Annotated in this window: 20 protein-coding genes; 9 read left to right on the forward strand and 11 right to left on the reverse strand. The window is 74.0% G+C overall.

The window, feature by feature from the left end; translation table 11 throughout:
- Nucleotides 1-205: 205 nt before the first annotated feature.
- Nucleotides 206-895, reverse strand: coding sequence for a peptidoglycan recognition protein family protein (locus tag ACWF9Z_RS01325; protein ID WP_453596203.1), 690 nt, complete (start codon nucleotides 893-895; stop codon nucleotides 206-208).
- 197 nt (nucleotides 896-1,092) lie between these two features.
- On the opposite strand from ACWF9Z_RS01325, the gene ACWF9Z_RS01330 reads away from it, so the two are divergent.
- Nucleotides 1,093-2,982, forward strand: a complete 1,890-nt coding sequence (locus ACWF9Z_RS01330; protein ID WP_453596205.1) for a D-alanyl-D-alanine carboxypeptidase — start codon at nucleotides 1,093-1,095, stop codon at nucleotides 2,980-2,982.
- Nucleotides 2,983-3,027: 45 nt separating this feature from the next.
- Here the strand turns inward: ACWF9Z_RS01330 and ACWF9Z_RS01335 are convergent, their stop codons facing one another.
- The 3 genes from ACWF9Z_RS01335 to ACWF9Z_RS01345 form a co-directional block, all read right to left on the reverse strand.
- Nucleotides 3,028-3,957, reverse strand: coding sequence for an ADP-ribosylglycohydrolase family protein (locus ACWF9Z_RS01335; RefSeq protein ID WP_453596206.1), 930 nt, complete (start codon nucleotides 3,955-3,957; stop codon nucleotides 3,028-3,030).
- A gap of 97 nt (nucleotides 3,958-4,054) precedes the next feature.
- Complete coding sequence (locus ACWF9Z_RS01340; protein ID WP_453596207.1) at nucleotides 4,055-4,807, reverse strand: LmeA family phospholipid-binding protein; 753 nt, start codon at nucleotides 4,805-4,807, stop codon at nucleotides 4,055-4,057.
- Nucleotides 4,804-5,484 carry a TetR/AcrR family transcriptional regulator gene (locus ACWF9Z_RS01345; protein ID WP_453596209.1) on the reverse strand — a complete coding sequence of 227 codons (681 nt, stop codon included), beginning with the start codon at nucleotides 5,482-5,484 and terminating at the stop codon, nucleotides 4,804-4,806. Before ACWF9Z_RS01345 ends, ACWF9Z_RS01340 begins: the two co-directional genes overlap by 4 nt.
- 130 nt (nucleotides 5,485-5,614) lie before the next feature.
- On the opposite strand from ACWF9Z_RS01345, the gene ACWF9Z_RS01350 reads away from it, so the two are divergent.
- Complete coding sequence (locus tag ACWF9Z_RS01350) at nucleotides 5,615-7,885, forward strand: MMPL family transporter (protein WP_453596211.1); 2,271 nt, start codon at nucleotides 5,615-5,617, stop codon at nucleotides 7,883-7,885.
- A gap of 14 nt (nucleotides 7,886-7,899) precedes the next feature.
- Nucleotides 7,900-8,637, forward strand: coding sequence for a ribonuclease H family protein (locus ACWF9Z_RS01355; RefSeq protein WP_453596213.1), 738 nt, complete (start codon nucleotides 7,900-7,902; stop codon nucleotides 8,635-8,637).
- 230 nt (nucleotides 8,638-8,867) lie between these two features.
- Here the strand turns inward: ACWF9Z_RS01355 and ACWF9Z_RS01360 are convergent, their stop codons facing one another.
- The gene (locus ACWF9Z_RS01360; protein ID WP_453596215.1) at nucleotides 8,868-11,210 is read right to left on the reverse strand and encodes a family 20 glycosylhydrolase; all 2,343 of its coding nucleotides are present in this window, start codon (nucleotides 11,208-11,210) and stop codon (nucleotides 8,868-8,870) included.
- 108 nt (nucleotides 11,211-11,318) lie between these two features.
- Nucleotides 11,319-12,224 carry a helix-turn-helix domain-containing protein gene (locus ACWF9Z_RS01365; RefSeq protein WP_453596217.1) on the reverse strand — a complete coding sequence of 302 codons (906 nt, stop codon included), beginning with the start codon at nucleotides 12,222-12,224 and terminating at the stop codon, nucleotides 11,319-11,321.
- A 167-nt stretch (nucleotides 12,225-12,391) separates the two neighbouring features.
- On the opposite strand from ACWF9Z_RS01365, the gene ACWF9Z_RS01370 reads away from it, so the two are divergent.
- Nucleotides 12,392-13,882 (forward strand): MFS transporter, encoded by a 1,491-nt coding sequence (locus tag ACWF9Z_RS01370; protein ID WP_453596218.1) that lies wholly within the window; start codon nucleotides 12,392-12,394, stop codon nucleotides 13,880-13,882.
- 69 nt (nucleotides 13,883-13,951) lie between these two features.
- Here ACWF9Z_RS01370 and ACWF9Z_RS01375 read toward each other — a convergent pair whose 3' ends face one another.
- The 5 genes from ACWF9Z_RS01375 to ACWF9Z_RS01395 all read right to left on the reverse strand — a co-directional run bounded on the left by ACWF9Z_RS01375 (nucleotide 13,952) and on the right by ACWF9Z_RS01395 (nucleotide 19,717).
- Nucleotides 13,952-14,788: a class I SAM-dependent methyltransferase gene (locus ACWF9Z_RS01375; RefSeq protein WP_453596220.1), complete on the reverse strand. Its 837-nt coding sequence runs from the start codon at nucleotides 14,786-14,788 to the stop codon at nucleotides 13,952-13,954.
- An 823-nt stretch (nucleotides 14,789-15,611) separates the two neighbouring features.
- Nucleotides 15,612-15,950: a hypothetical protein gene (locus tag ACWF9Z_RS01380; RefSeq protein WP_453596222.1), complete on the reverse strand. Its 339-nt coding sequence runs from the start codon at nucleotides 15,948-15,950 to the stop codon at nucleotides 15,612-15,614.
- Nucleotides 15,951-16,084: 134 nt separating this feature from the next.
- On the reverse strand, nucleotides 16,085-17,098 hold the full coding sequence (locus ACWF9Z_RS01385) for a TolB-like translocation protein (RefSeq protein WP_453596223.1): 1,014 nt from the start codon (nucleotides 17,096-17,098) through the stop codon (nucleotides 16,085-16,087).
- Nucleotides 17,095-18,582: an MFS transporter gene (locus ACWF9Z_RS01390; protein ID WP_453596533.1), complete on the reverse strand. Its 1,488-nt coding sequence runs from the start codon at nucleotides 18,580-18,582 to the stop codon at nucleotides 17,095-17,097. Before ACWF9Z_RS01390 ends, ACWF9Z_RS01385 begins: the two co-directional genes overlap by 4 nt.
- A 175-nt stretch (nucleotides 18,583-18,757) precedes the next feature.
- Nucleotides 18,758-19,717: a glycosyltransferase gene (locus ACWF9Z_RS01395; RefSeq protein WP_453596225.1), complete on the reverse strand. Its 960-nt coding sequence runs from the start codon at nucleotides 19,715-19,717 to the stop codon at nucleotides 18,758-18,760.
- Nucleotides 19,718-20,124: 407 nt separating this feature from the next.
- Between ACWF9Z_RS01395 and ACWF9Z_RS01400 the strand changes: the two genes are divergently transcribed.
- The 5 genes from ACWF9Z_RS01400 (at nucleotide 20,125) to ACWF9Z_RS01420 (ending at nucleotide 25,417) form a co-directional block, all read left to right on the forward strand.
- Nucleotides 20,125-21,225 carry a Gfo/Idh/MocA family protein gene (locus tag ACWF9Z_RS01400; RefSeq protein WP_453596227.1) on the forward strand — a complete coding sequence of 367 codons (1,101 nt, stop codon included), beginning with the start codon at nucleotides 20,125-20,127 and terminating at the stop codon, nucleotides 21,223-21,225.
- 91 nt (nucleotides 21,226-21,316) lie between these two features.
- The gene (locus ACWF9Z_RS01405) at nucleotides 21,317-22,348 is read left to right on the forward strand and encodes an NAD-dependent epimerase/dehydratase family protein (RefSeq protein WP_453596229.1); all 1,032 of its coding nucleotides are present in this window, start codon (nucleotides 21,317-21,319) and stop codon (nucleotides 22,346-22,348) included.
- Entirely contained in the window at nucleotides 22,345-23,535 is a 1,191-nt protein-coding gene (locus tag ACWF9Z_RS01410) for a DegT/DnrJ/EryC1/StrS family aminotransferase (protein WP_453596231.1), read from the forward strand. Before ACWF9Z_RS01405 ends, ACWF9Z_RS01410 begins: the two co-directional genes overlap by 4 nt.
- Nucleotides 23,532-24,305, forward strand: a complete 774-nt coding sequence (locus tag ACWF9Z_RS01415; RefSeq protein ID WP_453596233.1) for an acetyltransferase — start codon at nucleotides 23,532-23,534, stop codon at nucleotides 24,303-24,305. The genes ACWF9Z_RS01410 and ACWF9Z_RS01415 overlap by 4 nt, the downstream gene beginning before the upstream one ends.
- Nucleotides 24,302-25,417 carry a DegT/DnrJ/EryC1/StrS family aminotransferase gene (locus ACWF9Z_RS01420; protein WP_453596235.1) on the forward strand — a complete coding sequence of 372 codons (1,116 nt, stop codon included), beginning with the start codon at nucleotides 24,302-24,304 and terminating at the stop codon, nucleotides 25,415-25,417. Before ACWF9Z_RS01415 ends, ACWF9Z_RS01420 begins: the two co-directional genes overlap by 4 nt.
- Nucleotides 25,418-25,419: the final 2 nt, after the last annotated feature.

A 25,419-nucleotide genomic window follows, 5' to 3' on the forward strand; every position in this document is an offset into this window, starting at 1 on the left:
CGCTGGCCGAGCGGTTCGGGGGCGGCCGGCTGGCGCTGACCCACCCGCACGAGGAGGCGTAGGTGGACCCCTTCCGCGGCCACCCCGCGCTCGGTCCGTACGGGAACGAGGACGTCGGGCGGTACGTCCGCTACGACCTCACCGGCCCCGAGGCTTCCCCGGTGATGCCGTCCGTCCCCGCAGGGCCGTCCGGTCCCATCCGGCGCTATCCGGCGGGGGGAAGTCGTTCCTTCACCCGGCGGAGGATTTCGGCGCGCTGCCCGGACCGGAGGGTACCGGGGCACGCGTGGGCGCCCCACGGGGCGCCGCCCATGGCGTGGGTGCCCAGGCCCGGTTGGTCGGGGGAGTCGCTGATCGAGGGCGGCCAGCCGTGCGTGCCGCAGCCCCACGCGTAGATGCGGGACACGGCGTCGACCTGCGCTTCGGTGAGCGCCCGGGTATCGAAGCCGGAGGTTTCGACCGAGGCCCACGAGCCGTTGCCGTCCACTTGGGCCCAGGCCCGGTCGAGGACGGAGACGTACTGCTCCGTCTCCCCGCTCTGCGAGACCCAGAAGTGGGAGGAGGCCTTGATCCCGGGGCTGTTGAAGCGCTCGTACAGCGAGCCCTCGCCTTCCTGGACATGGAGGACGAGCCCGCGCTGGGCGTCGCGCTCCCCTGCGACGAAGTTGCGCTCCAGCGGCCGTCTGACCACGCCGGGCATCCAGCCGGAGGCCGGGGAGGGGGAGGCGGGGGTGCGGGGCGCTCCGGACGGGTCGCGGCCGTCGTCCCGCGGGACGGGCTCGCCGGACCTGGTGGCCAGTAGGGGGCCGGCGGTCAGGGCGAGGAGCAGGGCTCCGCCGCCGGCCAGCAGGCGTCGCCTGCCGGGTGTGGAGGGGTCGGGGTTCCTGTGGTTCATGAACGGTGTCCGACTTCCTGAAGGCGCCTCGCGTGGGGGAGAAGTGATTCTTCGGATTCCTCATGACGGAGCCGTGATGGCCACATGATCGTTTGATGACAGTGTGAGACCACCGGGTTGTGACAAATTGGTCATCTTGTGCGCATGATCCGCGCATATGGGACGCGGAGACTGGCGTCCGAGTGATCGAGAACTGCATGAGCAAGGCGGTGTACGGCATGACGGCGGTACCGGTGAAGGGCGAAGGCCTCCACGCGGCGGCGGCGGAGGACGGGGACGAGGGCCCGGCCGGGACGGCACGCGCCGCCGGGCCCGCCGGGGCCGCCGAAGTGCCGGAGCCGACGGCAGCTCCGGAGTCCGCGACGGAGGCCGGATCCGAATCCGAGCCGGAGCCGGAGAGGGCGTCCGAGCCGAAGCGGGAGTCCGAGCCGGACCCCGAGCCGGTAGCGGAGTCGCGGCCGCGGGCCGGTACGCGCGCTGAGGCCGCTTCGTCGTCCGACCCGCAGCCGCAGCCGCAGCCGCAGCCGAAGCCGGAGCCGCAGCCGCAGCCGCAGCCGCAGCCGGAGTCGGAGGGGGAGGTGACGAGTACGTTCATCGCGCTCAAGCCCCTTGACGCGGCCCCGCAGCAGGCCGCTCGCGTCTCCCCGCCCGTCCCGGCGCCCGCCTCCGGGTTCGCTCCCGCGCCCGCCTCCGGACCCGTGCCCGCACCCGCCCCCGTCGCCGCGTCCGGGCCCACGGCCCTGTCGGCACCCGCTCCGGAGGGGACCGCCGAGCAGCCGCTGCCCCCGCTCGACCTGCTCGCCCAGCTCACGAACACCCCGCCGCCGCCCGAGACGACGGCCCGGAGCGTGGCCCGCCGGTTCAAGATCTGGGTGCCGCTGTTCCTCGTTCTGGTCGGCGTACTCGCCCTCGCGCAGGCCCTGCGGCCGCTGCCCGCCCTCGTCTTCGCCGACGGGGACGCACCGGACTCCGTCACCCTCGACGGCCGTTTCGACGTGCCCTGGCCGGAGAAGGGGCAGGCAGCGGTACGGGTGGTCGGCGCGGGCGACGTCGGGACGTTCGGGGCGCAGGAGCCCGTGCCCACGGCGAGCGTGGCCAAGGTGATGACGGCCTACGTGGTCCTCAAGGGCCACCCGCTCAAGAAGGACGAGGCGGGCCCGTCGATCACGGTCGACGACAAGGCCGTGGCGGACGGCACCTCGGAGAACGAGTCGCGCGTCGAGGGGCTGACGACCGGAACGCGGTTCACGCAGCAGGACATGCTGAAGATGCTGATGATCCCCTCGGGCAACAACATCGCCCGCCTGCTGGCCCGTTGGGATACGGGCAGCGATTCCGAAACCGCCTTCGTGGAGAAGATGAACGCCGAGGCCAAGGCGCTCGGCATGACCTCGACCACGTACACCGACCCGAGCGGGCTCGACGCGAAGACGGTGAGCACGGCGGTCGATCAGCTGAAGCTGGCCGAGGCGGTCATGCGGTTCGACGCCTTCCGGGCGATCGTCCAGCTGCCCAGTGCCACGATCCCGGGTGTTCCGAAGGCGATCCTCAACAACAACGGCGACCTGCTCCTGTCGCCCCTCAGCATCAAGGGCATCAAGACCGGCTCCAGTTCACCGGCCGGCGGCGCGCTGATGTGGGCGGCCTACAAGTCGGTCGGCGACAAGACCCCGTTGATCCTCGGCACGATGCTCGACCAGCACGTCACGGGGCCCGACCCGAACGGCGGCAACAGCCTGGTCCTGGTCAAGGACAACAGCAAGAAGGTCATCGAAGCCGTCCGCGCGGCACTGACCGAGTCCCGAGCGGTCACGAAGGGCCAGGTCCTCGGCCACGTCGACGACGGGCTCGGGACCCGCACCCCGGTGGTGGCCACCCAGGACGCGGCCGTCGTCGCCGTGCCGGGGCAGAGGCTCGAACTGACCGTGGAAATCGGGGAGAAGGGCCTCCCGCGCGAGGCGCGGGCGGGCACGGAGATCGGAGTGCTGACCATCGGGACCGGAGCCGGTGCGGTGAAGGTCCCGGCGGCTCTCGGGGCGGACCTGTCCGCACCTTCCCTCGGCGACAAGCTGATGCGCCTCCTCTGACGAGCCCGTGCTGTGGCCGGCGATCCTTCCCCGGCCACAGCACCGCTAGGCCACCGGCTGCGGGGGAGTCCAGCGGCTCCATGCGGGGATGGGCTCGCGTGCCGCGCGCCAGGCGGGCGGGACGGCGGCGGTTCCCGTGCGGGCCGCGACGACGCCACCCGCGATGGCGCAGGTGGTGTCGCGGTCGCCCCATCCGGCCACCGTCTGCCACAGCGCCTCGGGCAGGTCGTCCAGGTGCCCCGCGGCGGACCACAGGGCGAACGGCACGGTGTCCGGCGCCGAGACGCGCCACCCCGAGCCCAGCACCGACGCCGCATGGCGCACCGAGGTGCGCGCCGGGAAGCCCGCGGCCACCCGCAGTCCGGAGCCGACGTCGCTGCGCGGTACGTACGCGGCGACTTCCCGGAGGAACTCGGCGCGCGACGGCGCGGCTCGGCCCGCGCCCGCCGCCGCGAGCGCGGCGGCGACGGCCACGGCCACGGCGCCCGCGACGGCCTCCGGGTGGGTGTGCGTGGCCAGCGCGGAGAGCCGGGCCTGCTCGGCGGCGGCCTTCGGGTCGTCACGGAACCAGGCCCCGAGCGGCGCGACCCGCATCGCGGCGCCGTTGCCGTAGGAGCCCTGTCCCTCGAACTGCTCGGAGGTGACGCTCCTCCAGTCCTCGCCCTCGCCGATCCTGCGCAGCACGCCGTGCATGGAGGGCCCGTACTTGCGTCCGTCGTCCCGCGCGTACTCCGCGGCGAACTCCCGGGCCAGCCGGCCCGGCCGGACCTCGCCGTGGGTCCGCAGATGGGCGAAGAGCACGAAGGCCATGGCGGAGTCGTCCGTCCACCCCCAGGGAACGGGGCGCAACTGCCGTGCCGCCCATTGCTCTTCGACGTTCTCGTGGGAGAGCGTGAACCAGCTGTCGCCGAAGGCGTCGCCCGTGACCAGGCCGTCCAGGGCGGCGTGTGCGGGGGCCTGGGACGGGCTGTTCATCGGAGTTCCTTCCGGACGGCGGGGTGGTCGTGCCATCCTCGCCGCTCGGCGGTCGCGGGCGCGAGCCGATTCGGAGCGGCCCGACGCCCGACGCGGGCTACGCCGAGGCGCAGCGCTTCCCCTCGGCGTCGGCCGCCGACGAGGAGGGAGCGACGGAGACGTCCAGGCTCAGCCCGGCGCTGGTGGGACGGGAGCCGGTGAGCCGGACCCCGTCGGGGAGGTCGCCGACGTCCACGGTCCGGGGTGCGAGCCGCTCGGCCAGGTCGGCGGCGCCCGGGAGCCCGCTGAGGGAGGCGATGGGCAGCTCGCGGCCCAGCACGGTCACCGTCGTCGGCGTGATGGTGAGGCTGTTCGCCGTGGTGCTGGTGCTCGCGCGGACGGTGACGGGCAGCCCGAGGCGGCCCACGGTCCCGGTGAGGGTGAGTCCCTTCGCGTCGCCGCCCACCTTCATGTCGGCCGCGGCGTCCGCGTCACCGGCCGGTGCGGAGTCGGCCAAGTGTTTCTGCAGGGAGCCGTAGGGGATGGTCGCCGTCGCCCGGCCGCCGCCCACGGCTCCGTCGCGCGTGACGTCGTGGAGGTCGGCCTCGACGCTCATCTCGGTGTCGGCGCGGCGCACGCCCTGCGCCGCGAGATGGAGGGAGCCCACTTCGCCCGTCAGTGCGCGAAGTCCGGCGAAGGTGCCGGTGAGTTCGGCGCTGACGGGTCCATCGGCCTGGAGGCGGCAGCCGGCCGCCCGTGCTATGCGGTCCTGGGCGGAGTGGGCGACCACCACGTCGGTCGTGCACAGCGCCACGGCGAGCGCGGTGGCGATGCCGGCGGTGACGAGGACGGGGGTGCGGCGGAGCTTCATTGCGGGACGGATCCGATCTGCTTCAGCATCTCCAGGGCCTCGCGCAGGAGGTGGGAGGGCGGGGTGTCGGTGACGGTGCCGTTCTCGCGCCGTCGGCGTTGGGTGCGCAGGACGGCGCGTACGGCGGACAGGGCGGCGCCCGCGATCACTCCGGCGCGCAGGTCGGCGTCGGGCGTGCCGGCGGGGAGCCGGTCCAGGACCATGAGCGTGAGGCGGTTCTCGAACTCGGCGAAGATCTGGACGAGCTGGGCGGCCACCGCGTGCTCGCCGCCCGCCACGGAGATGGAGTGGGTCAGGGCGGTGAGGCTGGAAGCGGCGAACGGCGCCACGGCGGAGATCAGGGCGTTGCACACCGCGTCGAGCGGATCCTCCTCCGGGGGGCGCCGGGCGAGTTCGGCTTCCACGTAGCCGAAGACGTCGATGCTGTCGGGCAGCAGCAGGGCCTCTTTGCTCTCGAAGTAGCGGAAGAAGGTCCGCTCCGAGACGTTCGCGCAGGCGGCGATGTCCGCGACCGTGGTGCCCGCGAAGCCGCGCTCGGCGAAGAGCGCGGCGGCGCCCTCGCGCAGCAGCTTGCGGGTCCGCTCCTTCTTGCGTTCGCGCAGGCCGGACTCGGGGTCGGAGCCGGGGTCGGCCCCCGTGCGGGAGCCGGCGCCGACGCCGGCCGGATCGTGGCTCATGGCCGAAGCCTAGCAATGACGTCACCTCTGTCAATTGTCACTCATGCCAATTGTCAGTCCTGCCATTTTCTGCCTAAGGTGCTGCGTGCCGGTCCTGACACCTTCCTGCCCGACACTTTCCGGAGGCGTCGTGTACTCCCCCCAGCCGTCCGACCCCCCGGCGCGGGCCTCGCGCCTGAGCCGCCTCGGATCCTTCTGCGCCCGCCGCCCCGTCTGGGTCATCGCGGCCTGGCTCCTCCTGCTGGGCGGCGCGGTGCTCGGCCGCCAGCTGGCCGCCCCGGTCTACAGCGACCAGATCACCCTGCCCAGCACGCAGTCCCGTACCGGCGCGGACCTGCTGGCCGCCTCCGCCCCGGGGGTCGGCGACCCCAGCGGGCGCGTGGTCTTCCACGTCGACGGGGGCTCGCCGGCCGGATACCGGCAGGCCGTCGACGAGAGCATCGCCGACCTCGCGGAGATGCCCCACGTCACCGCCGCGTCCCCGGCCGTGACCAGCACGGACGGCCGGACGCTCTACACGACGGTGTCCTTCGACCGGCAGGTCAAGACGCTCGGGCACGCCTATGCGGACACGCTCGACGCGGCCACCGAACCGGCCCGTGCCTCGGGGGTGCGGGTCGCGTACGGCGGGGACCTGAACCAGGTCGTGCGGCCGCCGGCCGACGACAAGGCCGGCGAGGCGGTGGGCGTCGTCGTGGCCCTGCTGATCCTCGTACTCGCCTTCGGCAGCGTCGCCGCGGCGCTGATGCCCCTGGTCACGGCCCTGATCAGCGTCGGCGTGGGCATGGGCGTCGTCGGCATCGTGGCCGGCGCCCTCACCTTCGCGACCGCCGCCCCCACCCTCGCCACGATGATCGGCCTCGGAGTCGGCATCGACTACGCCCTCTTCCTCACCACCCGCTTCCGGCAGGACCTCATCGACGGGCACGATCCGGTCGACGCGGCCGGCCGCACCGCCGCTTCCAGCGGACGCGCGGTCGTGGTGGCCGCGGTCACCGTCGCGGTGGCGATGCTGAGCCTGTACGCGTGCGGACTCAGCTTCATCGGACGGATGGGGCTCGCCGCCACCCTCGTCGTGATCGTCACGGGTGCGGCCGCGCTGACCCTCGTACCGGCCGCCCTGGGCCTGATGGGGCGCCGGATCGACCGCTTCGCCCTGCGCCGCCCGGTCGCCGAGACCACCGGCGGCCACGACCGCTGGCACCGCTACGCCGCCCTGGTGGCCCGGCGTCCGTGGACGTTCCTGACCGCGGGCACGCTGCTGCTCGCCCTGTGCGCCGTACCGCTGTTCTCCCTGCGCCTGGGCCACGTCGACGACGGCGCCGACCGCCCGGGCAGCACCACCCGCAACGCCTACGACTGGATCGCCGAGGGCGAAGGGCCCGGCTTCGGCCCCGGCGCCAACGGTCCCTTCGTCCTGGTGACGGACCTCCGCCACGCCACCGTCCCGGCCGACCGGATCAGCGCCGAGGTCACCGCCGCCCTGCGGGACACGGCCGGGATCGCCCGGTTCACCCCCCTCGCGCCGAGCCCCGACGGAAAGCTGCTCATCTCCACGCTCACCCCGGTCGAGGGGCCGCAGAGCGCGGCCACGGGAAGCCTGTTCACGGAGCTCACCGGGACCACGCTGCCCACCGCGCTGAAGGGCACCGGCGCCGAGGGCCACCTCACCGGCTCGACCGCCGGGCAACTGGACTTCCGCGACACCGTCAAGGACCGGCTGCCGCTCATCATCGGCATCGTGCTGGCCGCCGCCCTCGCGCTGCTGACCGTCGTGTTCCGCAGCGTGGTGGTCCCGCTCAAGGCGGTCGTCCTCAACCTGTTCACCACCGCCGCGTCCTACGGGGTACTCGTCGCGGTGTTCCAGTGGGGCTGGGGGAGCGGCCTCGTCGGGCTGTCGGAACCCGTGCCCATCGAGTCCTTCGTCCCGATGATGATGTTCGCGATCGTCTTCGGCCTGTCGATGGACTACGAGATCTTCCTGCTCTCCGCCATCGCCGGGACCTGGCACCGCACCCGGGACAACACCCTCGCCGTCGGCACGGGCCTGGCGGCCACCGGGCGTGTCATCTCGAGTGCGGCGCTCATCATGACCGCGGTCTTCCTGTCCTTCGCCGCCTCGCCCACGGTCGTCGTCAAGATGCTCGCGCTGGGCCTGGCCGTCAGCGTGGTCCTGGACGCGACCGTGGTCCGGCTGGTGCTCGTCCCGGCGGCCATGTTCCTGATGGGCCGCGCCAACTGGTGGCTCCCGCCCTTCCTGGACCGGCTCCTGCCGCTGACGCATCCGCATCCGGACCCGCGGGCGCAGTCGCAGCCGCACCCGGACCCGTGCGCGGACCCGCTCCCCGACGCGCGCCGTGGGGCGCCGTCCGCCGCCGTGCACGGGGAGGGGCGCGGGTGAGGCATGATCGGGGGATGTCTGATCGCATCATCGCCGCCTGTGACGGCGCGGCCAAGGGAAACCCCGGGCCTGCCGCATGGGCCTGGGTCATCGCCGACGCGCACGGGCGCCCCGAACGCTGGGAGGCCGGGCCGCTCGGCCGGGCCACCAACAACGTGGGTGAACTCACCGCCCTGCAACGGCTGCTGGAGGCCGTGGCGCCGGGGACCGCCGTACAGGTACGGATGGACTCCCAGTACGCCATGAAGGCCGTCACCCAGTGGCTGCCGGCCTGGAAGCGCAACGGCTGGAAGACCGCGGCGGGAAAGCCGGTGGCGAACCGGGAGCTCGTCGAGAGCATCGACGCGCTGCTGACCGACCGGGACGTGGAGTTCCGCTACGTCCCCGCGCACCGTGAGGACGGCGACCACCTGAACGCGATCGCTGACCAGGCGGCCAGCGACGCGGCCGTCAGCCAGGAACCGGCCGGCACGGCGCTGGGCCACGAGGCCATGCCGGTCCCGGCGCCCGCGCGCAGCACGCCCGCCCGGAGCTCCTCCTCGCGCGGCGCCTCGGCCCGCAGGAGTGCGCCGGGTACCGGGACCGGCGCCGCGGCCGCCGGGAAGGCGACGGCCGTGCGCGGAGGCGTGACCATCAAGGCGAAGTTCCCCGGCACCTGCCCGTGCGGCCAGCAGTACGCCGCCGGCGAGAAGATCACCAAGCTCGGTTCGCGCTGGGGGCACCCGGACTGCGGCGGCGCCGACGCCGCATGAGCGGGCGGTGGGCCGGACCCGGGGCGCTCGGCCACTCGGCCTGAACCCGAAGGCTGAGCAGGGCAGACCGGGTGCGCAGGGGAGACCAGGTGAGCGCGGGCCCGGTACACACGCACGAGGGCAGCGACGCACGAGGGCAGCGACGCACGAGAGCGCAGACGCACGAGAGCGCAGACGCGCGAGGGCGGCCCCGAGGTCCGGGGCCGCCCCTGAGCGTGTGGTGCCCGCCGTCAGCCGATCTGCCAGCGCTGGTACACCGAAGTGCCGCTCGGCTGCTGGGTGACCAGGGCCCCCTCCGCGCCGGAAGCGGTGGTCAGCCGCAGCGAGCTCTTCTTGTTGGTGACCGCGTACTCACCCCCGCCGAGCGCCGTGACCAGCCAGCGCTGGCTGTCGCCGCCGCCACAGGTGGCCTGGATCACGGCCGCTCCGGCGCCCGTGGAGCCGCCGGAGACGTCCGCGCAGAGGCCGGACGAGCCGTTGGCCATGGTGTAACTGCCGTCGCCGTTGAGGGCCAGCCGCCACTGCTGGTTGGGTCCCCCGTGCGGAGTCCACGTGATCAGCTGGGTCCCGGACGCCGGGGAGCTCCCCGGGTCGTCGAGCGCCTTCCCGGCGGCCGTGAGGGTCCGCGGCCCGCTCAACTGGCCCCCGTACACCTCGAAGTCGTAGAGCGAGTAGCCGTACGTGGTGCCGCGCCGGGTCGCGTACACGCGGATGTAGCGGCCCGACCCGGTCAGCCCGGTCAGGTCCTGGACCCCGCCCGTCCCGGTCGTCGTGGAGTAGGCGGTGCGCCAGGTGGCCCTGTCGTCGGAGAGCTGGATCTGGAAGGACGTGCCGTACGCGGCCTCCCAGCGCAGGATCACCCGGTTGACGGCCTGGCTGGACCCGAGGTCGACCTCCAGCCACTGCGGGTCGGCGTACGCGCTCGACCAGCGGGTGCCCGGGTCGCCGTCCGTCGCCAGGGCGGCGGGGAAGGCGGCGGTCTCGGTACTGGAGGCGGTGGTGGGGCGGTTGAGGGCGAGGTTGCCCGGCTGGGAGCTGCCGGGCCAGGCGGGGTGGTGGCCGATCGCGGCCACGATCGGGGTGAAGGCGGCGTAGGTGCTCACCGGCTTCGGCGAGCCCCAGGTCTGCTGGGCGAGCGCGCGCAGCGGGTACATGACGCCGGCGGCGACCTGGGTCTCCGTCTCGGCGTTCGGGTTGTCGCACCACACGTGGAGCAGCGAACCGGGGTTCTTCGTCCCGTCCGCGAGCACGTTGCCGCCCTCGAACGTGTCCGGGGTCCAGTTCTCGTACATCCACTTGGTGTCGGGCTTCGCACCCCCGAGCACGTAATAGGTCGGCGTCCACGACTGGTTGGCGACCTTGTGCCCGGCGGCGACCAGCTGCTGCGGGGTGAGCCCGTAGCTGTACCAGTACTCCACGAGGATCGCGGCGTTCGGGGTGACGGTGCCGTCGCCGGCCTTGATGCCGTCGTTCCACATCCGGGTGGTCTTGCCGGCCGCCCGGACCAGCGCGTCCGCCCAGTTCACGTACCCGTAGTAGGTGTCCTTGGCGGTGGCGTTCGCGCCGTAGTGGGCGCGGGCGTAACTGAGCAGCTGCGGATACCTGTTGTAGTCCGTGACGTACTCGTCCGCGCCGATGTGCCAGTACGCCGCGGGGAACAGCGGCAGGTACTCGTTGATCAGGTCCTTGATCAGCGTGTACGAGGCGGGGAGCGAGAGGTCGATGAAATCGGCGCTCGCCGTGCCCGAGCTGTCCTTGAGCTTGAGCTCCGGGTGGGCGGCCAGGATCTGGTTCATGTGCCCCGGGGTGTCGATCTCCGGAACGATCGTGACGTGGTACTTCTGCCCGAGCGCGACCAGATCGGCGATGTCCTGCTTGGAGTAGTGGTCGGTGGAGACGATCTCGGGGTGGGTCGTGCTCTCCAGCCGGAAGCCGAAGGTGTCCGACACGTGGAAGTGGAAGTAGTTGAGCTTGAGGTACGCCAGTTCCTTGATGTGCTGGGCGACCCAGGCGACGGTGAAGAACTTCCGGCCCTGGTCGATCATGAGCCCGCGTTCGGCCTTCGCTGGCCAGTCCACCGCCGTGCCCGCCGCCACCGAAGCGGACTGGTGGAGCAGTTGCAGCACGGTGCGGGTGCCGTAGAACGCGCCGGCATCGGTCGCCGCCTGGATGGCGACGCTCTGCCCCACGGTCATCCGGTACCCCTCGGCGGGCAGCGCACCGTCGCCGAGGCTCAGGCCGATGTCGCCGGGGGAGGCGGTCCCGGTGGCGACGGTCACCGGGCGCCCGGCCAGCGCACCCAGGTCCTCCGCGAACGTGGCTGCCTCGTCCGAGAGCTGGGCGGTGTACGCGGGATCCACGACGATCCTGCTGGTGCTCGTGAAGCTGTACGTGCCGCTGCCGGCCGTCCACTGGCGCAACGCGGGTACGGTCTGCGGCGCCCCGGCGGCGGCAGCGGCGGGGGCCGCGGCGGGGGCCGCGGCGGCGGCGGAAGCCGAGGCGGTGGTGGCGCCCGGCAGGGAGAGCGCGGCCAAGGCTAAGGCGGCGGCGGTCAGGAATCTGAGCAGGCGCATGGCCAGTCCCCAGGTGTGGTGGGAGTCGGGGGAGTGCGGGGGTGCGTCCCCCTCCGGCCGTGACGGCCGGAGGGAGTGGCCAAAGTGCAGCGCAGGAGCCCATCTATGTCAAGAGATGCTCGAAACTCCGTCCGAACAAGCATCATCGAGCAGAAGCGCCTCGGAATCGGCGACCAGACCGGACAGCAGCCGCAGCGCCGCGTCGGACGGGGATCCCTCGGGAGCGCTGAAGAGCAGCATGCGGTGGCCGGTCCCGTCGGCCACGTGGAGGTTCTCGAAGTCGAGGGTCAGCGGACCCACGGCCGGGTGGCGCAGGGCCTTGGTCCCCACCGTGCAGTCCCGTACCGGCTGCTGGGACCAGAGCGCCGCGAAATCGGGGCTCTGCAGCATCAGCGAACCGATCAGCTCGGCGAGCGCGCGGTCCTCGGGATTGCGCCCGGCGACCAGCCGCAGCGCCGCCAGGGCGACGCGTGCCTCGTTCTTCCAGTCGGCGTACAGCTCCCGGGTGTGGGGGTCGAGGAAGAGCATGCGCGTCAGATTGGGGCGGGCGGCCGGGTCGTCCGGGCTCTCCGGGGCGAGGTGCCCGGCGAGCAGGGCGTGCCCCAGCGGATTCCAGGCGAGCACGTTGTTGCGCCCGTCCAGGACGACGGCGGGGATCTGCGGCATCGCTGCGATCAGCCGGCGCGTGGTGGGGCGCGCGTGCTCGGGACGCGGGGACCGGGCCCGCTTGGCCTTGGGCGGCCGGGCGAGATCCCGTAGGTGCGCGTGCTCGTCCGGGGTCAGGCGCAGGGCGCGGGCGAGCGCGTCGAGGACGCTGTCCGAGGCGTTCGTGCTCTGCCCCTGCTCCAGGTGTGTGTAGTACGTGATGCTCACTCCGGCGAGCAGCGCCAGCTCCTCGCGGCGCAGTCCGGGCACGCGCCGGCGGGTGCCGTGCGCCGGCAGCCCGACGTCCTCCGGCTGGAGCCGGGCACGGCGGTTGCGAAGGAATTCGCCCAGGGCAGTGGGTGTGTCCATGGGTTCCAGTGTGCCGCGCGGGCCCGGGGAGCGGGCCCGCCGAGGGTGGCCCTGCCAGTGCTAGCTTCCCCGGCGCCAGCAGAGCCAGGGGGCTGGGTAACTCCCCTCGAGAGGGCCAGAGTCGCTTTCCGGAACGACGTGACGGACGAGGGAAGGGAAGTACGGCGATGCCGGTTACCGGGAACGTGCGCGGGGACGTGGACACGGCCGAGGAGAAGGGGAGCCGGGAGGAGAGGGGGCGGGAGCGGGAGGAGACGAAGGGGAAACGGCAGCGGGAGCGGGAGCCCGAAGGGGCCCGGCTCGACGGCCGCCTGCGGCTCGTCCTGGGGGTCCTGCTGGTCGCCCAGTTCATGCTGGCTGTCGACTTCTCGATCCTGAACGTGGCGCTGCCGGTGATCGGCGAGGGGCTCGGCTTCTCGCTCTCCGGCCTCCAGTGGATCGCGACGTCGTTCGCGCTCAGCGCCGCCGGATTCACCCTGCTCTTCGGACGGATCGCGGACCTCTTCGGCCGCCGCCGGGTCTTCCTGGCGGGCCTCGCCGTCCTGGGCCTGTCCTCCCTGGCCGGAGGCCTGGCCACCAGCCCCGAAATGCTCCTGACCGCACGGGTGTTCCAAGGGCTGGCGACGGCCGCGGTCACCCCGGCGGGCCTGTCGCTCCTGACGACCTCCTTCCCCCAGGGACCGCTGCGCCAGAAGGCACTGGGCCTCAACGGTGCGCTGATGTCGGCCGGGTTCACGGCGGGCGCCGTCCTGGGCGGCGTCCTGACGGACCTGCTCTCCTGGCGCTGGGCGTTCTTCGTCAACGTGCCCGTCGCCCTGGCGGTCCTGGCGATCGCCCCGACGGTCATCAAGGAGTCCCGCCCTGTGACCCGCCCGAAGCTCGACCTGCCCGGCGCCGCCACCGTCACCCTGGGTCTCCTGGCCCTGATCTACGGACTGACGCGGGCGGGCGAGCACGGCTGGGACTCGGCGACGGCGCTGATCTGGCTCGCGGCGGGCGTGCTCCTGCTGATCGCCTTCTACGCCGTCGAGTCCAGGACCGTCAGCCCGCTCGTGCCCGTCGCCGTGCTGAAGAAGCGCACGGTCGCCTGGGGCAACACCGCGGGACTGATCGCCTTCCTGACGGAGACGAGCCTGGTCTTCCTCATGACGCTCCACCTGCAGGAGGTCCTCGACTTCTCCCCGCTGGCGGCCGGCCTCTCCTTCGGAGTCCTGGGCCTCGGCACCGTCATCGGCGGCTCCCTCGCGTCCCGCGTCATCGGGGCCACGTCCACCCGTACGACCCTGATCACCGGCGGACTCCTCCAGGCCGCCGCCACGTTGAGCCTGGTCGCCCTCGGGACGTCCTCCACCGGCCTGTGGCTCCTGCTGGCCGCCACCTTCGCCGGCGGCATCGGCAACATGCTGGTCATCGTCGGCTTCATGGTCACCGCCACCACCGGGCTCCCGGACCACGAGCAGGGCATGGCCACCGGCCTCGCCACCATGACCCAGCAGATCGGCATCACGATGGGCACCCCGGTCATGAGCGCGATCGCGGCGGCCCACACCGACATCCACTCCGGCATCACGGCCGCGATCGTCGTCAACACGGCGATCGTGCTGGCCGGAACCCTCACCACCGTCCTGTTCCTCGGCCGGGAGCGGGCCGCCGCTTGACCACCCGGCGGCGGGCGGGGGCAGACAGGCCTCTCGACCCGGGGCCCCGGCGCGGGCCGAAGCAGACGGCTAGACCGCGAGCGCCGTGGTGATCACGAGGGGTGGTCTCGCCCGCTCCGCCGACCAGGTGCGGGCCGCGGCGAACTCCGCGTCGACGAGGCCGAGCGCCTCGTCCACGGTCGGCCGGTGCTGTACGACGTCCCGGAACCCGGCGCGTTCGAGCAGCGGCGGGTAGACGTCCACGGGCCAGGCGTGGTTGGGCATCTCCTGCCAGCTCCCGTCCGTGCGCCGCAGCCGTACGGTCAGCGGGTCGCCCGGACCGTACCGCTCGCCCGGCTCACCGATGCGCAGCGAGGCGTACTCCGTACCGCTGCAGGCGGGATCGGTGGCCAGCAGGACGAACGGGGCCCCGGGACGCAGCAGCCGGCGGACCTCCCGGAACACCGCGAGCACCGTCTCCCGCGTCGGCAGCGAGGCCAGTACGTGGTTGCACATCACCGCGTCGGCACTGCCGTCCGCCAGGCAGACGGTGCGGTTGTCCGCGACCAGGTGGTATTCGGCCACCGCCGTCCCGGAGCGGCGGGCCAGGTCCAGCATCTCGGGGGAGGTGTCCACGCCCAGGACCCGCGATCCGAGCCGCCGGGCCGCGCGGTCGGCCACGTGGCCCGGCCCGCATCCGTAGTCCACCAGGACGTGGCGGCTGTCGATGCGCCCCGCCAGGGCCCGGAAGACGAAGGGATACCCGAGGAGCCAGTCCGTGGCCGCCTCCACGGCCGCGAAGGCCCGAGCGCCCTCCGGCCCGGACCACGCGACGCGCCCTTCCTCCCCCGCGACGCGCTCCTCCTCGCCGTCACGGCCCTCGCCGCTCGCACCGCCGTGTCCGGTTCCCGCTGCCGAGTCGCTCACCGCTCCACTATCGGTCCCCGACGGGCCGGGCGGCGTCCTACGACACGGCGGCGCTGTACGGTGCCGGGGCAACGGCGCGGCGGCCCCGGTCCGAGGGCCGGCCGCGCGGGGACGAGAGGGCGAGAGGCGGGGGCGGCGGCAGCGAGATCCAGTGAGGGCTGGCCCGCGCCGGAGGCCGGGCCCTGCTGCTGCGCTCCCGCGTGAGCGGGGACTTCCTGGCCCCGTCCCGTACGCCGCCACGCGCTGCCCGAGGACACCCCCCGCACCGTGCGGTGGCCGAACTGCGCGAACTGGCCGCCCGCCACGCCGGATTCGTCGTCCTCGCGGCCGGCCGCGCCGACTCCGACCTGGACGCCTGGCCCGTCGCGGTCCCGGAGGAGACGTGCGCGTCGTGCTCCGCGAGATCGGCGGGGTCACCGTCACCGGACTGCCCCCGCTGGACCTGCTGCCGTGGCCGTCCGAACGCGCCGTGGATCCGCTACCGCACCGCATGCCGGGCGGCGTCGGGACGTACGGGCCGCTGGCCCGCGTCCCGTACGGTCGCGGCCACGCGCTCGCGCAGGCCCGGATCGACCCGGACACCGGGGAACCGCGGCCGCGGCCGCCGGGCTGCCGGACGGCACGCACGCGGCCGACCTCCGCGAGGCGCCCGTCCCGAGCGACCTCTGTTTCCACCGGGCGCCGGAGTGGCCGTACGGGGCCCGGCTGGACCGGCTGCACTTTCCCGCGGGCGGGCGGCTCGCCGCGGCGGTGCCGGTGAGGGACTGAGGGACTGAGGGATCGCGGGAACAGGGGACGGGGGAACGGGGCTGCCGCCGCCGGCTCAGGCCCGTCGCCAGCGGGGGCCCGGCACGGCCGGATCCGGTGGCGGGTCGGCGCGGTCGAGGCGCAGGCTGCGCAGCGTGGCGTCCGTCTCCCGCTCGAAGTGCTCGTAGGTGATCAGCCGGTCCCACAAGGGGTCGGGCAGGCCGGGTACCGTGGCCCCGCGCGCTTCCCATTCGCGCACGAGCTGGTCGAAAAGGGCCGGCCCGGCGCCCCCGCCGGCGGCGGTGGTACCGCCCGGCTGCTGCCGGGGGATCCCCCGCACCGGCACGGCGGGACCGCGTTCGGGTGCCCGGTGCCGCGCCACGGAGGGCGAGCCGGTCGCGTGTGTAGTGCCCATGCCTGCCCCAACGATTCTGCCTGCCCTCGGGCACGCCCTGGGGGCGACGGCCGACATCCGTCCGGTGTCCGGCCACCGTTCGGCAGCCGTCGTTCAGCTGCCGTTCAGCCGTTCAGCCGTCCTCCGGCCGTCCGTCAGCCGAGGCGGGCCGGAGAGGAGGCCGACGGTGCCAGGACGCGGGGGGCTCCGGTGCCGTCCGCCGGGACCGTCCAGAGGTCCGTGGTGTCCACGGCCCCCTCGGTGGGCAGGGCGTAGGCCACGGTGCGGTCGTCGAGCCAGACGGCCTGGTCGTCCACGCTGCGCTTCTCCGCGAGCGGCTGCTCCCGCAGCGTGCGCAGGTCCAGTACGTGTTCGCGCCACAGGGAAGCACCGCGCAGCACGCGCTTCTTGTACGCGACCCGGGTCTCGTCGGGGGACAGGGACGGGCACTCGACGTTCTGGGCGAGGGCGACGAGGCTGCGCTGCCCGAGCGAGCCCTTCACCAGGTAGGTCTGGCCCCCCGTCGAGAGGGTCGCGTAGAAGGTGTCGTCGTCCTTGGAGAAGGTCACGCCCCAGACGTTCACGTCGCCCGCGCTGTACGGCTTCCCGTCCAGCTGGACGGAGAACTTCTCCAGGTCCGGTTCGAGCGCCCCGGTCCGGGTGTCCACGATCGAGGTGCGGGTGGAGAAGAACGCGGAGCCGTAGGACTCCCCGGAGACGAAGACGGTCCAGGCGGCGAAATGCCCGCTGGGGGAGACCCGGGCCCGGGAGGGGGTGCCCGCGAGCGGGAAGCCGCGCAGGGTGCGCAGGCCGGAATCGACGATCAGGGCCCGGTTCTCCTGGGACAGGGCTCCCGGGGTGGAGCTGAGGCAGACGCCGGTGCCCGCGGCCGCGTGGAAGCGCAGGCAGTTCAGGTCGGAGGCGGTGCGCTCCGCCCGGGGCGTTGCGGCCGGTACCGAGACGAGCGCTCCGCGGTGCGGGCCCTGAGCGCCGTTGAGGAAGGCCAGGGCGTCCGTCCGGCCGAGGGCGACCTCGCCGCGGGCGACCGTGGGATCGCCCTCCCGGGTCTGCTCGCCGCGGGCGGCGGCGCGCAGCACCAGGACGGCGGCGAGAGCCCCGAGGAGCAGCACGGCCAGCACGAGTACGAGCAGCCGGCGGGAGCGCGTCATCGGGTTCCTCGGGTTCCTCGGGGGCGTCGGGGGGTGCCGGAGGCGTCGGGGCCGTCGCCCTCCGGGGCCGTGGGGCGGAGTACGAAGCCCGCGACGGCGGCGCAGCAGCACAGGCCCGTCGCGGCGGCGGCGAGCGCCGGGCCGGAGCCCCAGACCGTCCACGCGGCGCCGAGGGCGAGGGAGCAGCCGAACCGGGCCAGGGCCTGGCCGGTGCCGACGAGGGCGATCCCGGTGGCCCGCAGCCCGGCCGGGACGGTCGCCGCGACGGCGGCCGGGAGGACCCCGTCGGTGGCCGCGTAGAACATGCCGTGCAGTGCGAGGAGGAGGTAGGGGAGGGCCGACAGGCCGGGGGCCCACAGCAGCAGCCCGTACCCGGCGAGGAGGAGGGCGTGCCCGGTGAGGAACACGGTGCGGCGCCCGATCCGGTCGGCGAGGGCGCCGGCCGGCACGGCGAGCAGCAGGAACACGCCGGCGGTGCCCAGGGGGAGCAGCGGGAACCACTGCTCGCCGATCCCGGTGCGGTCCTGGAGCAGGAGGTAGAGGAAGGCGTCGCTGACGGTGGTGAGGCCCAGCAGCGCGGCGCAGGCCGCCAGGGCGCGGAGCCGGGGCAGGCGCAGCAGGCCCACCGCCTCGCGCAGGCTGACCGTGCCGGGCTTCGGGGCGGCGGGCTTCGGGGTGCCGGGCTTCGGGGAGGCGGGGTCCCGGGCGGAGAGGTCTCGGGCTTCGGGGTCCCGGGCGGCCGGGTCCTGGGATCCGGCCTCCGGCGAGGCGCCGTCGGTCGCGGACGGGCCGCGGGAAGAGGGGCGCCGCGCGGGCGGGACCGCGGGCGGGACCGCGGCCGGGCCGAGGCCGGCTCCGGACGGGACGAAGAGCACGAGCACCACGACGCCCAGGACGGCGACGCAGGCGCTGACGCCGAAGACCGCGTCGTACCCGTCCACCGTCAGACTCAGGATGAAGAAGGCGGCCAGCGGGCCGAGCAGGGCCCCGGTGGTGTCCATGGCCCGGTGCACGCCGAAGGCGCGGCCCTGTAACGCGTCAGGGGTGGAGAGGGAGATGAGGGCGTCGCGCGGAGCGGTGCGCAGACCCTTGCCGGTGCGCTCCAGCGCGAGGACCACGCCGACCGGGCCGAGGCTGTGCGCGAGCAGCAGCAGTGGCTTGCACAGGGCCGACAGGCCGTAACCGATGCCGGCGATCAGCTTGTGGTTGCGGATCCGGTCGGCGAGGTGGCCGCCGGTCAGCTGCACCAGCGCGCTGACCCCGTTGTAGACGCCGTCGAGCGCGCCGAAGCCGAGCGGGCTCAGGCCCAGCCCGGCGACGAGGTACAGCGGCAGGACGGCGGTGACCATCTCGGAGGAGACATCGGTGATCAGGCTGACCGCGCCCAGGGCGAGGACCGCCGAGGCGACGGCCGGGGCCCGGACGGGTCTCCCGTCCGCCGCGGTCTTCGCGCCGGCGGGTGCGGAGCGGTCCGCGAGGTACATGCTCTCGAGCTCCCGGTGGGTGCCGGCGGTCTGGGTCGTCTGCGTCACGCGTACGTACGGGGTATCCGCGGACGCACGAGCGAAACCCTAGTGCTTGTACGGGCCAACTGGGCGGCGTACGGCCCGATTCGGCGTCCTGTGCGCGGGCGGCCCGGCTCGCCCGCCGGCCCGGACCTCAGCCCCGCCGGCTGCTCTCGTCGCGCAGCCACGTGGAGAAGTCCCCGGACCGGATGGCCCTGCGGGATCCCCGGCGGGCGGCCAGGGCCGCCACGACGAAGACCACGACCCCGGGCAACAGGCGCGGTTGGGCCCGGAGCAGGGCGCGCAGATCGCCCGCGCCGGTACGCGCGGACGGGGCAGAGGGTGGGGCGGCGGGCGCGTGGGTGGCGGTGGGCGCGGGCGGGACGGCGGGCGCGGACGGGGCGGCGGTCACCGGTCGGCCGGGCGGAGCCTGCGCGGGCGCGTGCGCCTGCTGCGCCTGGAAGCGCTCCAGTTCGGCGGAGGAGGTCGCCGCGCGTACGCGCCGCCTGATCAAGTCGCCCCAGGTGCGCGGCGGATGCACCACCACCCGGGCCGCCTCGACCACGCGCCGTTCCCCGGGGGCGAAGGCCAGGGACGCGGCGAGGTCGTCGGCCATCAGCGGGGGCAGCGCGGCGATCCGGGCGTGCCCCGGTTCGGTCACCGCGATGACCCCCCGCCCGAACAGTCCTTCGCGGACGGCCGGCAGCAGCTGCCAGACCCGGTAGTACGCCCTGACCGGCCAGACGCATCCGGCCAGCGGGATGTCGCGGCCGGGGGCCGCCGCGAGGAGCCCCGGACCGTCCGCGAGGGCGCCCGTCAGGGCTCGTACGTCGGCCGCTCCGACCACCACGTCGGCGTCCACGTACAGCCGGGGGAAGCCCCGCGCGTGCTCGTCGCCGACGCGGAGCGCCGTGTGCTTGGAGGGAGTGGCGATCTCCACCACGCGTACGCGGGAGCCGCGCGCGCCCGCCACGGCGGCGGTGTCGTCGGTGCACCCGTTGCAGACCACGACGATGTCGGGCTGTCCGGATTCCGGGGCGCCGGCGAGGAGCGCGTCGAGGAGCCGGCCGATGACCCGGCCCTCGTTGTGGGCCGGGATCACGATGCTGGTCACCCCGGAAGTATGCACGCCCGAACGCCCGTACCGACCGTTTCCTCCAACTCTCCCCGGGGGTGGGCACGGTGGTCTAGATTGAACCCAGCCGACCGGATCCGGCGCGCTTCGGCGACGCCATATTCCGTCCGGAGTACGGAAGTTGCGGCAGGTACGGGTGGGATGGCCTGGGGGAACGGGCCGCCCGCCCATGGGCTGGACCGGCGCGAGGGGTGCCGGACGGCCGGGGGGCGGAAAGTACGTGGAACACGTACGGCATCGGTCGTGGGGGCCATCACCGTCGGGCGGGTCACGCACGGGTCGCGCAGGCGCCCGGCCCGCCTCCGACGGCACCCCCTTCCTTCGCACGCGCCCCGGCCCTGGGTCGCGACACGCCCACGGGCGTGCGCGGTAAGGAAGGGAACGCTGTGAAGGACACCGCGAAGGACGCCGGCCGGGACGCCGGAGCCGCAAGTGCGGGCCCGGGGGGGCCATTAGGCGTCGCCGTCGTCGGAGCCGGGTACTGGGGCCCCAATCTCGTCCGCAATTTCCAGTCCAGCCCGGAGTTCCGGCTCCGCTGGCTCTGCGACCTGAACGTAGACCGGGCCCGCCAGGTGCTCGGCGGCTACTCCACCGTCCAGGCGACCTCGGACTACGCGGCGGTCCTCGCCGACCCGGCCGTCGAAGCGGTCGCCGTGGCCACCCCGGCCGGCACCCACCTCGACGTGGCCCTGGCCGCCCTGCGCGCCGGCAAGCACGTCCTCGTCGAGAAGCCCCTCGCCGCCACGTACGAGGACGGCCTGCGGCTGGTGAACGAGGCCGAGGAACGCGGCCTCACCCTCATGTGCGACCACACCTACTGCTACACCCCGGCGGTCGCCCGCATCCGTGACATGGTCCGCTCCGGGGAACTCGGCGAGATCCAGTTCGTGGACTCGGTCAGGATCAACCTCGGGCTGGTCCAGAAGGACATCGACGTCCTGTGGGACCTGGCCCCCCACGACCTGTCCGTGCTCGACTTCATCCTCCCCGAGAACGTCCGGCCGGTCGCCGTCGCCGCGCACGGGGCCGACCCGATCGGCGCCGGCCAGTCCTGCGTGGCCTATCTGACGCTCCAGCTCAACACCGGCGCCATCGCCCACGTGCACGTCAACTGGCTGTCCCCGGTGAAGGTCCGCACCACCATGGTCGGCGGTTCCAAGCGGACCCTGGTCTGGGACGACCTCAACCCCACCCAGCGGGTCGCGGTCTTCGACCGGGGGGTGGACCTGACGGCCCCCCAGGAGATCGGCGCGGACGAGCGCCGCGACATGCTCGTCTCCTACCGGACCGGCGACATGGTCGCGCCCGCGCTCGGCGAGAAGGAGGCCCTGCGCAGCATGGTCGAGGAATTCGCCGCGGCGATCCGGACGCGGCGGCCGGCGCTCACCGACGGCCGGGCCGGCCTGCAGGTGCTCGACATCCTCGAAGCGGCTTCCCGGAGCCTGGAGTTCAAGGGCGCGGTCGTCGGACTGCGCACCGGGCGTTGACCGTTCAGCCGGCCCTCGCGCCCCGGGCCGGGCACACCGCGTTCACGGGCGCAGCAGGGAACACCACGACCGACTCAGTAGGGGCAGGGCGTTGAGCAGCGTACGAGGCAAGAGGATTCTGGTCACCGGCGGAGCGGGCACGATCGGCTCGCACCTGGTGGACCTGCTGGTGGACAACGGGGCGCGCGAGATCGTGGTGCTCGACAACTTCGTCCGCGGACGGACGGCCAATCTGGCCCGCGCGCTGCCGAGCGGCGTGGTGGACCTGGTCGAGGGCGACATCCGCGACGTCACCGCCGTGCGCAAGGCGACCGAGGGCGCCGACCTGGTCTTCCACCTGGCGGCGATCCGCATCACCCAGTGCGCCGAGGAGCCGCGGCTCGCGAACGAGGTGATGGTCGACGGCACCTTCAACGTGCTGGAGGCCGCCGCCGCGGCCGGGGTGGGCAAGGTCATCGCCTCTTCCTCGGCCTCCGTCTACGGAATGGCGGAGTCCTTCCCGACCACCGAGCGCCACCACCCGTACCACAACGACACCTTCTACGGAGCCGCGAAGGCCTTCAACGAGGGCGTCCTGCGCAGCTTCCACTCCATGTACGGGCTGGACTACGTCGCGCTGCGCTACTTCAACGTGTACGGCCCCCGGATGGACATCCACGGGCTGTACACCGAGGTGCTCATCCGCTGGATGGAGCGGATCGCCGCGGGCGAGCCGCCGCTGATCCTCGGCGACGGCACCCAGACGATGGACTTCGTCCACGTCAGGGACATCGCGCGGGCCAACCTGCTGGCCGCCGAATCGGACCTGACCGACGAGGTGTTCAACGTCGCGAGCGGCTCCGAGACCAGCTTGCTCGACCTCGCGAACGGCCTGCTGGAGGCCATGGACGCGCGGGGGATGGTGCCGGAGCACGGGCCGGCCCGCGCCGTGAACGGGGTGACCCGGCGTCTCGCGGACACCTCCGGCGCCACGGGGCGGCTCGGCTTCACGGCCGAGATCGACCTGGCCACGGGGCTGCGGGACCTGGTGGACTGGTGGCGCGCCGAGCGTGCGGCGGACGGGACCGCCGCCCCGGCCCCCGCCTCCGCCGCCGGCGGCGAGAGCGCCGGGGCGGGCCGATGAGCACCCCGGCGGCGCCCGCCCAGGCCGCACCGGCCCGCATCCCGGTCATGGTCCCGTGGCTCGGCGAGGAGGAGGCGCGGGCCGCCGCCGACGCGGTCCTCTCCGGCTGGGTCGCCCAGGGCCCCCGCGTCGCGGAGTTCGAGCGGGCCTTCGCCGCGCGGGTGGGCGCCGAGCACGGCATCGCCGTGAGCTCGTGCACCACCGCCCTGCACCTGGCGCTGATCGCGCTGGAGCTCGGTCCGGGCGACGAGGTGATCGTCCCCTCGCTGTCGTTCATCGCCACGGCCAACGCCGTCCGCTACGTGGGGGCGCACCCCGTGTTCGCGGACGTGGAGGAAGCCACCGGGAACCTGACGCCGGCCACGGTGGACGCGGTGCGCACCCCGCGCACGCGGGCGGTGCTCGCCGTTCACCAGGGCGGGGTGCCGGCCGACGTGCACGCCCTGCGCGCGGCCTGCGCCGCCTGGGACGTCCCGCTGGTGGAGGACGCCGCCTGCGGCATCGGGGCCACCGTGGGCGGCAAGTCGGTCGGCCAGGGCGCGCTGCTGGCCGCCTGGTCCTTCCACCCCCGCAAGGTGATCACCACCGGCGAGGGCGGCATGGTGACCACGGACGACGCCCAGTGGGCCGAGCGGCTGCGCCGGTTGCGCGAACACGGCATGAACGTGTCCGCCGCGCAGCGTCACGCGAGCAGCAAACCGATCGCGGAGAGCTACCTCGAAGTGGGCTACAACTACCGGATGACCGACATCCAGGCCGCGGTCGGCCTGGTGCAGCTCGGCAAGCTGGACGAGATCGTGAGCCGCCGGCGGGAGCTGGCGGCCCGGTACGCGCGGCGGCTCGCCGGGATCCCGGGCCTGCGGCCGGTCGCCGATCCCGCCTACGGCGAGGGCAACTTCCAGTCGTACTGGGTGCTGCTGACCGAGGAGTTCCCGGTCGGCCGGGACGAGCTGCTCGACGTGCTGTCCGAGGCCGGGATCTCGGCTCGGCGCGGGATCATGGCCTCGCACCTGGAGCCGGCGTACGCGGGGCACGGGGCGGCGGCGCTGCCGGCGACCGAGCGGATCAGCCGCGACTCGCTGATCCTTCCGCTCTACCACGCGATGACGCACGAGCAGCAGGACCGGGTGGTGGCCGTCCTGCGGGAACGGGCCGCGGGAGGACAGGACGGACGGGTCGGCGGATGACGCGCACGAGCGGGCCGGCCACCGAGGACCTGCTGATCGTGGGCGCCGGCGGATTCGCCCGGGAGGCGGCCCAGGCCGTACGGGACACGGTCGCCGCCGACCTGGCGGCCGGCCGCACCCCGCGGTGGCGGCTCGCCGGGCACCTGGACGACGATCCGGCGCTGCAGGGCCGCGACCTGGACGGGGTGGAGGTGCTGGGCGGCTGCGACCTGGTGCACAGCCGTCCCGGCACCCGCGTGGTGGTCTGCGTCGGCAGTCCGCGCGACTACGCGGTACGGGCCCGTCTGGTGCGGCGCCTGGGCCTGCCCGAGAGCCGGTACGCCACCGTGGTCCATCCCACGGCGGTGGTCTCCCGCTCCTCGGTGCTCGGCGCGGGCTCGGTGCTCCTCGCGCACTGCGTGCTGACGGCGGCCGTCCGGCTGGGGTCCCACGTGGCGGTCATGCCCCACGCGGTCCTCACCCACGACGACCGGGTCGGGGACTTCGCGACCCTCGCCTCCGGGGTCCGCCTCGGCGGCGGGGTGCGGCTGGGCCGGGGGGCCTACGTGGGCGCGGGAGCACTGGTCCGCGAGTACACCACGGTCGGCGCCTGGTCGCTGACCGGCATGGGAAGCACGGTCCTGGCCGATGTGCCGCCCGGAGAGGTCTGGGCCGGAAGCCCGGCCCGCCGGCTGCGCGAGGCGGGGGGCCCGGCGCTCGAGGAGCTGCGGGCCGAGGTCCTGGAGACCGGCCGAAGGCCGGAGACACGGATGGGGAGCACAACCCGATGAACCAGATACCGCTGGTCGACCTGAAGGCGGCCCACGCCGAGGTCGCCGAGGAGATACGCGCGGGATTCGACCGCGTGCTGGCGGACACCGCCTTCATCGGCGGCGAGGAGGTCCGCGCCTTCGAGCGGGAGTACGCCGCCTTCGCGGGCACCGCGCACTGCGTCGGCGTGGCCAACGGCACCGACGCCCTGGAACTGGCCCTGCGGGCCAGCGGGGTGGGCGTCGGCGACGAGGTGGTGCTGCCCGCCAACACGTTCATCGCCACCGCCGGGGCCGTCGCCCGGATCGGCGCCCGGCCGGTGCTGGTGGACTGCCTCCCGGACACCCTGCTGATGGACCCCGAGGCCGCGCTGAAGGCCGTCGGCACGGCCACGCGCGCGGTGGTCCCCGTACACCTGTACGGGCAGTGCGCCGACGCCGGAGAACTGGCCGCGCGGCTGCCGTCGCACGTCAGGGTCGTCGAGGACGCCGCGCAGAGCCAGGGCGCCAGCCGCGCCGGGCGCAGCCCCGGCAGCGGCGGCATCGCCGCGACCAGCTTCTACCCGGGCAAGAACCTGGGCGCGTACGGTGACGCGGGCGCGGTGGTCACCGATGACGAGGAGACCGCCGACCTGGTGCGGGCGCTGGCCAACCACGGGGGCGTCGCCAAGTACCGGCACGACGTCGCCGGGTTCAACAGCCGCCTGGACGGGCTGCAGGCCGTGGTGCTGCGGGCGAAGCTGGCCCGGCTGGCGGAGGGGAACGCGGCCCGCCGCGCCGCCGCCGCCCGCTACGACGAACTGCTCGCCGGCCTGGTGGCCGCCGGACGCCTGACCCCGCCGGCCACGGCCGGGGGCAACGTCCACGTCTGGCACCTGTACGTCGTCCGGGTCCGCGACGCCGACCGCGACGCGCTCGTGGGCAAGCTCAACGCGGAGGGCATCGGCGCCGGCGTCCACTACCCGGCCCCGGTGCACCTCACCCCTGCCTTCGGCCACCTCGGCCACGGACGAGGGGAGTTCCCGCACGCCGAACAGGCCGCCGACCGGATGCTCTCCCTCCCGCTCTTCCCACAGATCACCGCCGCCCAACAGCAGCGGGTCGTGGACGCGCTCACCGACGCCCTGCTCTGACG

Source organism: Streptomyces sp. NPDC054961 (assembly GCF_053609145.1).

What these genes read in the sequence shown, in the direction of transcription:
- ACWF9Z_RS01345 (WP_453596209.1), bottom strand. Translation starts at nt 5,484, where the DNA reads ATGAGCCACGATCCGGCCGGCGTCGGCGCCGGCTCCCGCACGGGGGCC.
- ACWF9Z_RS01370 (WP_453596218.1), top strand. Translation starts at nt 12,392, where the DNA reads ATGCCGGTTACCGGGAACGTGCGCGGGGACGTGGACACGGCCGAGGAG.
- ACWF9Z_RS01410 (WP_453596231.1), top strand. Translation starts at nt 22,345, where the DNA reads ATGAGCACCCCGGCGGCGCCCGCCCAGGCCGCACCGGCCCGCATCCCG.
- ACWF9Z_RS01380 (WP_453596222.1), bottom strand. Translation starts at nt 15,950, where the DNA reads ATGGGCACTACACACGCGACCGGCTCGCCCTCCGTGGCGCGGCACCGG.
- ACWF9Z_RS01360 (WP_453596215.1), bottom strand. Translation starts at nt 11,210, where the DNA reads ATGCGCCTGCTCAGATTCCTGACCGCCGCCGCCTTAGCCTTGGCCGCG.
- ACWF9Z_RS01335 (WP_453596206.1), bottom strand. Translation starts at nt 3,957, where the DNA reads ATGAACAGCCCGTCCCAGGCCCCCGCACACGCCGCCCTGGACGGCCTG.
- ACWF9Z_RS01325 (WP_453596203.1), bottom strand. Translation starts at nt 895, where the DNA reads ATGAACCACAGGAACCCCGACCCCTCCACACCCGGCAGGCGACGCCTG.
- ACWF9Z_RS01340 (WP_453596207.1), bottom strand. Translation starts at nt 4,807, where the DNA reads ATGAAGCTCCGCCGCACCCCCGTCCTCGTCACCGCCGGCATCGCCACC.
- ACWF9Z_RS01330 (WP_453596205.1), top strand. Translation starts at nt 1,093, where the DNA reads ATGAGCAAGGCGGTGTACGGCATGACGGCGGTACCGGTGAAGGGCGAA.
- ACWF9Z_RS01365 (WP_453596217.1), bottom strand. Translation starts at nt 12,224, where the DNA reads ATGGACACACCCACTGCCCTGGGCGAATTCCTTCGCAACCGCCGTGCC.
- ACWF9Z_RS01390 (WP_453596533.1), bottom strand. Translation starts at nt 18,582, where the DNA reads ATGTACCTCGCGGACCGCTCCGCACCCGCCGGCGCGAAGACCGCGGCG.
- ACWF9Z_RS01420 (WP_453596235.1), top strand. Translation starts at nt 24,302, where the DNA reads ATGAACCAGATACCGCTGGTCGACCTGAAGGCGGCCCACGCCGAGGTC.
- ACWF9Z_RS01355 (WP_453596213.1), top strand. Translation starts at nt 7,900, where the DNA reads ATGTCTGATCGCATCATCGCCGCCTGTGACGGCGCGGCCAAGGGAAAC.
- ACWF9Z_RS01385 (WP_453596223.1), bottom strand. Translation starts at nt 17,098, where the DNA reads ATGACGCGCTCCCGCCGGCTGCTCGTACTCGTGCTGGCCGTGCTGCTC.
- ACWF9Z_RS01415 (WP_453596233.1), top strand. Translation starts at nt 23,532, where the DNA reads ATGACGCGCACGAGCGGGCCGGCCACCGAGGACCTGCTGATCGTGGGC.